General features: G+C 42.4%; 12 protein-coding genes. 5 read left to right on the forward strand and 7 right to left on the reverse strand.

The window, feature by feature from the left end; translation table 11 throughout:
• Positions 1-320 precede the first annotated feature (320 nt).
• Positions 321-995, forward strand: a complete 675-nt coding sequence (gene pgmB, locus KTE19_RS11150; RefSeq protein WP_217163387.1) for a beta-phosphoglucomutase — start codon at positions 321-323, stop codon at positions 993-995.
• On the opposite strand, the gene KTE19_RS11155 is transcribed toward pgmB, so the two are convergent.
• Positions 977-1,345, reverse strand: a complete 369-nt coding sequence (locus tag KTE19_RS11155; RefSeq protein WP_217163389.1) for a DUF488 domain-containing protein — start codon at positions 1,343-1,345, stop codon at positions 977-979. The genes pgmB and KTE19_RS11155 overlap by 19 nt on opposite strands.
• Before the next feature lie 46 nt (positions 1,346-1,391).
• Here KTE19_RS11155 and KTE19_RS11160 point away from each other — a divergent pair, with 46 nt between their 5' ends.
• Complete coding sequence (locus KTE19_RS11160; protein WP_249778444.1) at positions 1,392-2,018, forward strand: DNA-3-methyladenine glycosylase; 627 nt, start codon at positions 1,392-1,394, stop codon at positions 2,016-2,018.
• Here the strand turns inward: KTE19_RS11160 and KTE19_RS11165 are convergent.
• From KTE19_RS11165 to KTE19_RS11175, 3 genes are all read right to left on the reverse strand, one after another.
• Complete coding sequence (locus KTE19_RS11165; protein ID WP_217342306.1) at positions 2,015-2,515, reverse strand: phosphatidylglycerophosphatase A family protein; 501 nt, start codon at positions 2,513-2,515, stop codon at positions 2,015-2,017. The genes KTE19_RS11160 and KTE19_RS11165 overlap by 4 nt on opposite strands.
• A gap of 262 nt (positions 2,516-2,777) precedes the next feature.
• The gene (map, locus tag KTE19_RS11170; protein ID WP_217163392.1) at positions 2,778-3,575 is read right to left on the reverse strand and encodes a type I methionyl aminopeptidase; all 798 of its coding nucleotides are present in this window, start codon (positions 3,573-3,575) and stop codon (positions 2,778-2,780) included.
• 86 nt (positions 3,576-3,661) lie between these two features.
• Positions 3,662-3,832 (reverse strand): hypothetical protein, encoded by a 171-nt coding sequence (locus KTE19_RS11175; protein ID WP_217163394.1) that lies wholly within the window; start codon positions 3,830-3,832, stop codon positions 3,662-3,664.
• A gap of 466 nt (positions 3,833-4,298) precedes the next feature.
• Here KTE19_RS11175 and KTE19_RS11180 point away from each other — a divergent pair, with 466 nt between their 5' ends.
• Entirely contained in the window at positions 4,299-4,460 is a 162-nt protein-coding gene (locus KTE19_RS11180; RefSeq protein ID WP_217163397.1) for a hypothetical protein, read from the forward strand.
• Positions 4,461-5,294: 834 nt separating this feature from the next.
• Here the strand turns inward: KTE19_RS11180 and KTE19_RS11185 are convergent.
• The gene (locus KTE19_RS11185) at positions 5,295-7,265 is read right to left on the reverse strand and encodes a M13 family metallopeptidase (RefSeq protein WP_249778645.1); all 1,971 of its coding nucleotides are present in this window, start codon (positions 7,263-7,265) and stop codon (positions 5,295-5,297) included.
• Positions 7,266-7,442: 177 nt separating this feature from the next.
• Between KTE19_RS11185 and KTE19_RS11190 the strand changes: the two genes are divergently transcribed.
• Positions 7,443-8,336, forward strand: coding sequence for a polyphosphate kinase 2 family protein (locus KTE19_RS11190; RefSeq protein WP_217342308.1), 894 nt, complete (start codon positions 7,443-7,445; stop codon positions 8,334-8,336).
• Between the two features lie 624 nt (positions 8,337-8,960).
• On the opposite strand, the gene KTE19_RS11195 is transcribed toward KTE19_RS11190, so the two are convergent.
• Together KTE19_RS11195 and KTE19_RS11200 are read right to left on the reverse strand one after the other, a co-directional pair.
• The gene (locus KTE19_RS11195; protein ID WP_217163402.1) at positions 8,961-9,869 is read right to left on the reverse strand and encodes a hypothetical protein; all 909 of its coding nucleotides are present in this window, start codon (positions 9,867-9,869) and stop codon (positions 8,961-8,963) included.
• A 312-nt stretch (positions 9,870-10,181) separates the two neighbouring features.
• Complete coding sequence (locus KTE19_RS11200; protein ID WP_217342309.1) at positions 10,182-10,391, reverse strand: hypothetical protein; 210 nt, start codon at positions 10,389-10,391, stop codon at positions 10,182-10,184.
• 302 nt (positions 10,392-10,693) lie between these two features.
• Between KTE19_RS11200 and KTE19_RS11205 the strand changes: the two genes are divergently transcribed.
• Positions 10,694-11,038 carry a hypothetical protein gene (locus KTE19_RS11205; protein ID WP_217163406.1) on the forward strand — a complete coding sequence of 115 codons (345 nt, stop codon included), beginning with the start codon at positions 10,694-10,696 and terminating at the stop codon, positions 11,036-11,038.
• The last annotated feature ends 122 nt before the right edge of the window (positions 11,039-11,160 follow it).

Consider the following 11,160-nt stretch of genomic DNA (forward strand, 5'->3'; position numbering starts at 1 on the left):
AATCTTCGTGGTGGTTGACTTGGATGAACGGACAGGAAATGTCCGTTTTTTTATTCTAACGAGAAACAAAAAATCTGTCATTAGTAATAGATAAAATCTATTACCAACAACAGATATTGTAGAACCAAAATAAGGCAGAAGGACCACTGATGGACGACTTTTGTTCATTGCTGGTCTTTCTGCCTTATGTCATAAGTACTGAGACTTTTCAGGTGTCTTTTGCCTGCTCAACTGCGAACCAAAAAGTGGTGTTCCCCCACAATCGGGCTTATTATTAAATTGTGGCTTTACTTTACCAGTTTAGACAGGAGATGAATCCGATGAGCGAATTTAACAACATCAAAGGCGTTTTGTTCGACCTAAATGGCATCGTGACTGATTCGTGGCGCTACCATAGTCAATCTTGGCGAGAGGTTGCAGAATCTCTTGGGATCACTTGGAGTGCCGAGCTTGAAGAAGCAATTAAGGGTCGGGATCGAATTGATTCACTAAATGAGATCTTAAAGGTTGGCGGCCAGCTCAACCAATTTTCTGATGCAGAAAAAGAACAATTGGCAGATAAAAAGAACGCAATCTATCAAAACATGCTGGATAAAATGAATCCAGATGATATTTTACCGGGAATTCACAATTTTTTGGCTGAGCTTAAACAAAACCACTACCAAATGATTATTGCTTCCGCGTCTGCCAATGCCCCGAAAGAAATCAAAAAACTTGACCTAGAGGACTATTTTCCGCTCATTGTCGATATCACCAAGCTCAAGCATAACAAGCCAGCGCCGGATGTCTTTTTAAAGGCAGCTGAAATGATCCATTTGAAACCGGAAGAATGTATCGGGATTGATGATGGGGTCGTCGGCGTTGAATCAATTAATGCCGCTCACGTGGTATCGATTGGCGTGGGTGATCCGAAAGTTCTACATGAAGCCGATATTAATTTTACGTCCACCAAAAAACTGACCCTGGAAAATATTCGTCAGGCTTGGCCTAAGTGACTTTCAAGATATTGTTTCAAAACGACTGCCTGATTGTTTTCACGATCCTTAGCTCCATATAGCAAGATGACGTTGCCGGCCTTGAGCTTGTCGTTGATGAGCTTGATAAAGTCAGTTGTTTGAGGATTTTGATCAAGTTCGGCCACGTATTTATCTTTGAAGGCCGGGAACTTTTCCGGATCATGGGAAAACCAGGACCGCAGCTCTTTTGAAGGGGCAATTTCCTTTTCCCACTCATTTAATTTCGCGTTGACCTTTGAAATTCCTCGTGGCCATAAGCGATCAACCAAGATGCGGTAACCAGACATGTCTTGAGGCTTATCATAAATTCGTTCTAGTTTAAGTTCCATGATAGAATCTCCTTGTAGTTATTTTTTATTAAAGGGATGTTTAAATTTGAGTAAATCGGATCCATTTTACGCCAGTGCCCCGACTGATCAACTGACCAAAGCCATTTTGGGGATGCTGCTGACATATGATTCCCCCAAGGGCAAGGTTGGCGGCTGGATTGTTGAAGCTGAGGCCTATATGGGACAGCAGGATTCCGCGGCGCATGCATTTAAAGGCCGGCGAACGGCATCCAACGAACCGCTTTACGGGCCACCGGGCACGGTTTATATTTATTCGATCCATGGCCGTTACCTGCTGGATGTTGCCGCCCAAGAACAGAACGTGCCCCAAGGGATTTTGATTCGAGCAATCCAACCGACAATTGGTGAAGATATTATGCTGACCAATCGGGACAAATCCGGGGTCAATTTGACCAATGGCCCTGGCAAATTGATGGAGGCGTTTGGGATTGCCGACAAGCAAATGAACTTTGAAATCTTTGGTGATTGTCAGTTGAATATCGATAAACAAACTCAAAAAATCCCCGCAGCGATTGAAGCATCAAATCGAATTGGGGTTGCTAATCAGGGCGATTGGGCGACCAAGCCGCTGAGATATTTTGTTAAAGGCAATCCCTATGTTTCGGGAATTAAAAAACGTGACGTGGATTTAGAACATTTTGGCTGGCGTTAGTTATTCCGGTGAGCAATCTTTGCCGAAACTGCGCTGGCGATGGCACCGACAATATCGTCGATAAAGGTATTGGAGGTGCCGTCTTTTTCTTCGTCCAGCTTTTTGACGACGCCGCTCTTATCACGATCAACGTAGCCATAGTTGGTAATCCCAATGGTGCCGTAGATATTGGCGATGTTGAGGGCAATTCCTTCGTCGACACCAAAGACGCCCGAGTCATTCATGACAATACTTTCCAAGGGCTCTTTAAGAAGACCCTGAGTTGCCAAACGATCGAGTTCAAGGCCGACCATTGCGTTGTTCAGCACTTCCCGCTTATGAAGCACATCCGTGGTGTCTTTTCTGACTTCTTCCATGGAGATGTCAGAGATGTACGTTTTCTGGAGCTTGTAGGCCATTTTCGAAATATCTTCAGGGGTGACGCCCCGTGATTTTAAAGCGTCAATAACAAAATTATATGCGGCGGTGTCTGGAAACTTAAAATCTTTATTGTTCATATAATCAGTCCTTCCTCTCACAATTATAAAACAAGTTGGTTATAAAGTATTAATGATAGGTTTACAAAAAGGGGGATGCTGGTGATGATTATCCACAGGATAAGTGAAATGACTGGATTAATGTTGGTGGCAGTAGACAATTGATTGCTCCCCAATTTCAGCCATTTATCATTTTAATGTTTAATGAAAAGCCCAACTATTCCGGCTTGGAATGCGTTGGGTTTTATTAATTGGTTGCAACCAGTCGATCGTGATTGTCAGGCTAGTTTAGCAAGTATTTTTTATCGATATCTGGATCTTGTGAGGTCAAGATCTTCGGACCATCCTTGGTGATTGCCAAGGTGTGTTCGTACTGGGCAGATGGGGTGCCGTCTGCTGATACGTAATAAGTCCAGTCATCTTTCTTGTCATAACGGTCCTTGATTTCCCAAGTACCTGTATTGACCATTGGTTCAATGGTGATGGTCATGCCTTCTTTAAGACGAAGGCCTTGGCCTGGGACACCATAAGCCGGAACGTTTGGTGCTTCGTGGATTGATGGTTGAATCCCATGGCCAATTAATTCACGGACGTCACCCATGTGGTTTTCATCTTCAACGTAGGTCTGAACTGCGGCACCAATGTCACCCAGACGGTTGCCGATGACAGCTTGGTCAATTCCCAGATAGAGGCCCTTGCGAGTCACTTCCATTAACTTCTTGATTTCATCTGAAACGTCACCAACTGCGTAGGTCCAGCAGGAATCACTTTCAAAGCCGTCCTTGTTGACACACATATCAACTTTGAGAACATCACCGTTCTTGAGCTTTAAGCCTTTACGTGGAATTCCGTGGGCAACTTCTTCATTAATTGAGATACAAGTGGCAAACTTATAGCCATCAAAGCCCATTTCTGAGGGATAAGCATTGTGTTCCTTGATGTAGCGACGGGCAAACAACTCAATGTCCCAGGTATCCAAACCAGGCTTGATTATCTTCCGAAGTTCCTTATGAACCCCGGCAAGAACTGCGCCTGATTCGGCCATTTTTTCGATTTCACGTGGTGATTTTAATGTAATCAATTACTTTACTTCCTTTTATTTTGATTGAACTAACTCATAAAGCCTAATACCTATTAAAACATAAAAAATGGCCAAGCGGCCACTTTTTAACTCATTTCGTCGATGATGCCCTTTTGTAAGGCTTCAAGAATTAATTTAACTTCCGTGATTTTAGAGTCAACCAAGTACTGCATGGTTTCGTCTTTATCTTTTTTGGCGGAACTCATTTGATCATTTAAAAACTGCAGTTGGTCATGAAGATATTCTGTTAGTTTCATGCTATCACCTCACTGGTTTGGTACTCTTTATGTATATTATATATCATTAATGCGCTGTTTACATGAAATATATATGAACGCTTTCCAGTTTACATTTGATGATGAAAAATAACAATTGATTTGTTTTTAAGTTGGAATGGTTCTAAAGTATAAAGTGTGCGAAGCAAAGCGGTTAAAAGTTGGAACATAAGTCTCCGCCAACAAAAATCCCTTGTTTTGGGAGTTTTGTTGGCGGTGCTTATGTGCAGGTTATTGCTTTGCTGAGCACTATTCTCAGTAATGTTGACCAAAAGTTTCGACTAAGGGCGCTTATGTGCTTTGCACACAATGTTGCCTATAAATGCCAACAGCGGTCATCGGTAGAAGATTCTGCTTGCGGGGGTATCTTCCTTGAAGCGATCAATTCTTCGGGGCTTCTGTGGAAATTGCACAACTAAAAAATACATAAAGAGGGGAGTGTTCCCACATGGTCCGCAACATTTGGTTACGTTGGTTCTTTGTCTGCCTATATTTTATCATGGGTATTTTGCTGTACATGGGCATGAATATGATTGTCATGTATTTGATGGTGATCGGGATGTTTTTGGAAGCGTTGATTAGTTTGATTGATTATTATGTGAAGAAGTAGAGAGTTAGCAGCAGCTATATTACAATTGGTCTAAAGGTTATCATACTTACCGATTAATGATTGTTCTTGATTCTTAAATACTAGTAACAACAAGAAGCTCCACAGAGTTGACCTGAACCAACTTTGTGGGGCTTCTTTAACTGATGAGGGACACGTATCTTGACGCCAAGCGCAAAGGTAGTATTCTTGGGCAGAATTTTTAATCCCGGGATACTTTGTGGCTCAGGAGGTGACAAAGTGTCGTGGACATTTCTTATTTCCTGGTTGATTATGTTTACAATTAACATGGGCGTCAATGGTATTTGGTGACCTAATTCATTTCCAAAGACGTTATTAGCTTCTGGGATTGCCTCAGCAATGGTTGCAGGAGCTGGAATCATTTGTTACAGCATGTTTTATCAAGCTCATTATTTGGCGGGATTGTTGATAGCTGTCGGGATCGTCTTGGTAGTCGGCGGTTATGTTTGGGCTATGAAAGATTAGTTTCTTGGATGAGACAAAATAACGATCGATCCTTTTTTAGATGGAGGATTGATCGTTATTTTGTTGATTTGTAATCGGAAGTAGTGGCGTTTCTGGGGCTACATGGAGTAGGACAGCTGCGTAAAGCAGAAACTTCCACCTAAGCACCTTCTGCAAAAATCCCAAAACCGGGGATTTCCGCAGAAGGAGACTTAGGCTCCAGTTTCTAACCGCTTTACTCCGCTCACTCATTTTAGGACAGCTCCTCCAAGCAGAGATCTGCATGTAAGCACCTCAAACAAAAATTCCCAAAACCGGAATTTCTGTTTGAGGCGACTTACACTCCGATCTCTAAGCGCTTGGATCCGCTCACTACCAGATTTTTACCCTATCCTCCGGTTTCAAATACATGCCATCACCGGGTTTAACTTCAAAGGTTGAATAGAAGTCATCCAAATTCTTAACCTGGACATTAGCCCGCAATTCTGCTGGGGCATGGACATCGATATTTAGCAGCAATTGCTTATACTGGCTGGTTGCCTTCATTCGCCAGATCTTTGCCCAGTTGATGAAGAAGTCATACAAGTTGTAATCTTTTTCGTTCTTGGCGGCCTCGTTGGCACAGCTCAAGCCACCGGCGTCAGCGATATTTTCCGATACCGTCAGCTTACCATTGACCTTACCACCAGCGAATTCAATCCCGTCAAATTCTTTGACCATCTTGTCAGCCAACTTGGAGAAGTATTCGTGATCTTCCTTGGTCCACCAATTATTCAAATTACCAAATTCATCAAACAACGACCCATTGTTATCAAAGGCATGGGAAATTTCGTGGGCAATGACCGCGCCAATGCCACCGTAATTTTGGCTGGCCGTTTGCTTCAAACTGTAGAATGGTGCCTGCAAAATAGCAGCTGGGAAAACAATAATGTTCTTGAATGGTTCATAATAGGCGTTGACCGTAGCAGCGCTCATTTCCCACTTGGTTCGATCGACTGGCTTGCCTAATTTGGCAAAGTTGTCGGCCAGGGCGACTTCACCGATCTTAGTCATGTCATCAAATAAAGTGCCACCTTCGTTTTCAGGGGTAACTTTAAATTTGTATTCCAACTGATCAATGTGATCGGGATACCCTACTTGGAGTTCCAGCTTTTGGAGCTTTAAAACCGCTTTTTCCCGCGTTGCCTTTCCTAACCAAGTGTTCGCTTGCAAGCGATCTTCATAGACACTAATCATATTTTTAACCATATGTTCAACGTCTGCTTTGGCTTTGGGGCCGAAGTATTTCTTGGCGTAGTAATCACCGATCGTTTGGCCAAAAGTACCGGATGCCAAATAGAACGCAGATTTCTTCTGTGGGGTGGCTTCTTTTTTACCAGACAATGCGCGGCTAAAGGTGGAACCAGTCTGGCGGAATTCCTCTGACAAATAACCGGCTGCTGAGGTGATCATATTAACCAGCATCCAATTTTTCATATCGTTGAAGGTGTCATCGTTGGTAATTGTATCCAAAGCCTGGTAGTATTTCGGCTCGGTTACGATCACTTGTTTTGGTGTTTCATCAAACAAGCCGTCAGCGAGCTTCGTAAAGTCAAAATGCGAGCTCGATTGGGCAAATTTGTCAAAAGCCATCGGGTTGTACATCTTACTGTAATCGGCAGATTCCTCCGCAGATTTTACGTGAGGCGCGATGGCGGCATCAAACTTCTTGGCCGATTCGATAATCTCATCGGCTTCACTGCTGCTGTAGTCGGCTAGCACCAATAATTGGCTAACCATTTTGGTGAAGACTGGCATTAATTGCTTGTAGGCTGGATTACTGTTTTTATAGTAGGTTCGATCTGGCAAAAATAACCCTGGGGCGCCAGCAAATAAGGCATTCACCTGGGTATTCTTCATATCGGGTTCGACACCGAAACCGATTGGTAAGAGGAATCCGGCTTTGATTAAGTTAACGAGTTTATTATTGAGATCCTCAAAATTAGAAAGGTTTTCAATTTTTTCCAAATAAGGCTTAACCGGGTTAGCACCATCGGCATCCCGCTTTTTAAAGTTACGAGCTAATTCATATAGCTTCAAAAATTCGCCGAATGGGCCGTCGTACTGTTTCTTTGTGGCAATAATGCCATCAAGGTCACCCATTAATTGTTTATCAATGTTGTCGTTCAAGTCCATAAAGCCACCGGTTGAAGAGTGGTCGGCTGGAATCTGAGCGGTTTTTTCCCACCTGCCGTTAACTGCCTGATATAGATCGTCCTTTAATAGTGCAGTGTCGATTGAATCGTCGGTTAGCTGATCAGAACTGCCACCGCTTGCTTGGTTGACGCGAACAAATTTGTCCAAACTGATTCCTCCTTTGTTAGTAACAAATACTATGTAACCAGTATACTCAAAATGAGAAGTAAATGTGAGTATCTGACCCATTCCGTTTAATTTGTGTTAGATTTAGTTTGTAAGCGAGAAAGATCCTATCTGACAAAATAAGTTAAAATATCAATCACAAACTGAGGGGGTCACATTATGGATAACAAAAAAATCTTTGATCGGGAAAAGTCGTTTCGTTATACGGGAAAAGCGGAGTTTAAAATTAAGAAGACTAGCACGAATGCCGTTGATGAGAAATTGTCTAAAGACGACATTAAAGCTCGCATCGAAAAAAATATTGAGCTTTTGCAGGACTTGCAGGGCAAATTATACGCCCAGACCCACTATGGCGTTCTGGTCATTATTCAAGGCATGGATGGGGCTGGCAAGGACAGTATGATCCGCCACATTTTGAGTGGCGTTAATCCACAGGGCTGTGAAGTCACCAGCTTTAAGCAGCCAACTAGTATTGAACTCTCTCATGATTATCTTTGGCGGATTCATCGCCATGTTCCTGAGCGGGGGATGATCGGTATTTTTAATCGTTCTTATTATGAAGATGTCTTGGTCAGCCGGGTTCACCCACAGTTAATTGTCGATGCGCATATTGGTGGCATCACAAAGCTGGATCAAGTTGACGATCAATTCTATGAAGACCGGTTCAAAGATTTCAATTTCTTTGAAGATTACTTAACTCGAAATGGGTTCCTGGTCCTGAAATTCTTCTTACACATGTCTAAGAACGAACAAAAGGACCGTTTCCGCAGACGAATTGATTTGCCGGATCATAACTGGAAATTCTCGTCAGCTGATATTCGGGAACGCCGCTATTGGGATGATTATCAAAAAGCATATGAAGATGCAATTAATCATACGGCTAACAAGAAAAATCCGTGGTACGTGATTCCATCGGACGACAAGTGGTATTCCAGACTATGTGTGTCAGACATAATCGATCAGCGGATGAAAAAGTTACCATTGAGTTACCCAGATTTGGATGATGCTGAAAAACAGAAGCTGGAGGAAGCGTTGGGGGAATTAAATAAGTGAGCGGAGTAAAGCGATTAGAAACTGGAACCTAAGTCTCTTTTGGCAGAAATCCCCGATTCTGGAATTTTTGCCAAAGGTGCTTAGGTGGAAGTTTCTGCTTTACGCAGTTGTCCTAATACAAGTGAGCGTATCAAAGCGGTTAGAAAGCGGAGCATAAGTCTCCTCAGCCAGAAATTCCCGATTCAGGAATTTTTGGCTGAGGTGCTTATGTGTAGCTTTCTGCTTTGAGGAGCTGTCCTAAAAGGAGTGAGCGTATCAAAGCGGTTAGAAGTCGGAGCGTAAGTCTCCTCGGAGGGAAATTCCTGGTTTTGGAATTTTTCTCCGAGGTGCTTACGTGCAGACTTCTGCTTTGAGGAGCTGTCCTAAGAAGAGTGAGCGTATCAAAGCGGTTAGCAACCGGAGTGTAAGTCTCCTCAAGCGAAAATTCCGGTTTTTGGAATTTTTGCTTGAGGTGCTTACATGCAGGTTGCTGCTTTGAGGAGCTGTCCTCATCCATATAGGGGAATAAATCACAAAATAGACGCCTTCTCCAAATTCAAAAAAGAATTTGGAGAAAGCGCCTATTATTGTATTAACAAGTAATCTTTGAAATTATGTGGCAATTATAGACGATGGCGCTTAATCTTATGCGCTATATCCACCACTCTGGGTATAGTAAACGGTATTCCCCAGTTGATACTTGCTCATAATAAAATCACCCTGGTCGCCATCAAACATGGTGAATGGTTTGTGGAGATTTTTGACTGCCAGGCGGTATTTGGTTGAGCCGGTTTTGGCAACTTGACGATCGCCAACGCCTTTGATGTGATGCGAATAGTACAAATAACGGGTATTGTTTTTCACCCGAACTTTGTGAATTTTGGCTGCCGAAACAGGCATTAAATTAAACAAGCGGTAACTGTCTTGCCCGGAATTAATTTTTGTAAACTCAACGTAGCCGTCAGGAGTGATTCTCACTTGGTCAGTTGAGGCGTTCCAAGGACTGAATTTGACTTTGTCGCCGGGAAATTTGTTGAGATCACCACTGGAATATGCCGGCATGTAAGCTGGTCGGTGGACTTTCACGAAGTATTTATTGATTGAAGCCATCTTTTTGGCGCCGACCGTCGTCCATTGCCGAGGGGCCGCAAAGTTCTTGCTCAGTGCCGGTTTTAAGAGCGCGTAGCTCAATGTATCAAATTCAAATTGGAAATAACTTTTGACGTTAGTTTTTGACCAATTCATCTTGAATTTCTTGCCAATCACCGTTGTCCCCTTTGGAATTCGGACTACTTTTTGGTGGACGGTTTTGGTATCATTCATATCACTAAATTTGATGGTGACTGAAACCGGCCGGGAAGTTTTGTAATAATTGATCTTGCTCCAGATATCTGGATAGCCTTTTTTGATATTTGCCCATTGCTTAGCAGTGGGATAGCTCGGTAAGGTTGCATCAGGATCTGTGCTTGAGTCAGCCGCTGAAGCCTGCGCAGCCGGAATCGCTAAAAGTCCAGTTAGCAAGGCAGTTGCAAAGAGAATCTGTTTGAATTTCATTGTTAAAATCCGCCCCTTATGATGTCAGTAGATTGATTTTGATGAAATGCTCATTTCATTATCGGCTATTCTGATAAGCAGTACAAGTTTTTTGGCTGTCTAATTGTTATTTGCAGGAAAAGGCTGGGACATCTATTAATTTCTAATCAGTGATTATTCGTTTGGATCGCCGCAGCCACTTGGGTAAAAGCTGCGCCAAACGGCTGATCCCAGCCATTTAACGAAAAGAATCAACTATTTCAAAAAAATTAGGAATAATTGGTTCTTTTCGTTAACCTCTGGGATCAAAATGCGATTGTCTCAGATTGTTTGTTAAAGTTTCTCATTTGGATTCTTTGGTGGATGCCAGCCAATATAGACGGCCACGGCGATCCAGGCAATTCCAAGAATCATATCCAGCCACCACTGCCAGCTAAACATGCTTGGGGTGCCGGCCGATAATGTTGCAATGATCGCTACCACAAACATAAAGGTAAATCCCCAGAAGTAGGGGTTCTTATAAAATACATGATTGAATGACATAATGGTCATCCCCATTCAATAAATGATGATATATTCTCTAATCCATCTTCATTATAGGCGGAGTAGGGTGGACCAGCGATATCATGACTTTTTCATTTATTTTCTGAAAACGGTTAATTTTTGGATGTTACAAATTCAAAACTGGTAACGTTTACATCGACACTTTCCCTTGAAATCGGGCTCGAAGTGTTTAGAATGAAAATTGTAAGTGAGATAGGAACATTCATTTACATTTCTAAACCATTTTACGAGTGTTATTGATTTGTACTAAGTTTGTTTATAGAGGGAAAGGAAGCTTTAGTATGGCAGCTACTACTCAAACAGAATGGAAAGACGTCGTTAACTCAAAAGAGAAATTCCACGAATTCATTACAAATTATTTCAAGAATCACAAGCAATTAACTGGTAATTATGATGACGGTTATTACTTCGAGGAATATGGTGTTCGGCTGGATAGTCGAGACGGCCTGGTTGTGACTTTGACGACCGGTTCGTTCTCTGGTCAAGGATTCCCAATAAAGGACCGCGAGAACATTTCAATCGAAGACTTCCGACAATTACTATTGAACAAGAAGTTTGCCGATAAGAATATGTCGTTGACCGATGTGTTCCACATGGCAGCAGATTTAATTGATACCAAGTTGTAATTATGAAGGTCAATAAAAGACGAGCACCGAGAAAATCGATGATGAAGTGCAACAGAAAAGTTAGACAAGTTTAGATATTGATTTAAGCTACCATGGCTTGATTCCTGTATTCTACAGGGGTC

Source organism: Lentilactobacillus dabitei, assembly GCF_019061365.1.
GTDB lineage: Bacteria > Bacillota > Bacilli > Lactobacillales > Lactobacillaceae > Lentilactobacillus > Lentilactobacillus dabitei.

Excerpts from the sequence above, each read along its gene's own strand:
- KTE19_RS11155 (WP_217163389.1), bottom strand. The coding sequence starts at position 1,345 with ATGGAACTTAAACTAGAACGAATTTATGATAAGCCTCAAGACATGTCT.
- KTE19_RS11165 (WP_217342306.1), bottom strand. The coding sequence starts at position 2,515 with ATGAACAATAAAGATTTTAAGTTTCCAGACACCGCCGCATATAATTTT.
- KTE19_RS11190 (WP_217342308.1), top strand. The coding sequence starts at position 7,443 with ATGGATAACAAAAAAATCTTTGATCGGGAAAAGTCGTTTCGTTATACG.
- KTE19_RS11175 (WP_217163394.1), bottom strand. The coding sequence starts at position 3,832 with ATGAAACTAACAGAATATCTTCATGACCAACTGCAGTTTTTAAATGAT.
- pgmB (WP_217163387.1), top strand. The coding sequence starts at position 321 with ATGAGCGAATTTAACAACATCAAAGGCGTTTTGTTCGACCTAAATGGC.
- KTE19_RS11205 (WP_217163406.1), top strand. The coding sequence starts at position 10,694 with ATGGCAGCTACTACTCAAACAGAATGGAAAGACGTCGTTAACTCAAAA.
- KTE19_RS11195 (WP_217163402.1), bottom strand. The coding sequence starts at position 9,869 with ATGAAATTCAAACAGATTCTCTTTGCAACTGCCTTGCTAACTGGACTT.
- KTE19_RS11180 (WP_217163397.1), top strand. The coding sequence starts at position 4,299 with ATGGTCCGCAACATTTGGTTACGTTGGTTCTTTGTCTGCCTATATTTT.
- KTE19_RS11200 (WP_217342309.1), bottom strand. The coding sequence starts at position 10,391 with ATGTCATTCAATCATGTATTTTATAAGAACCCCTACTTCTGGGGATTT.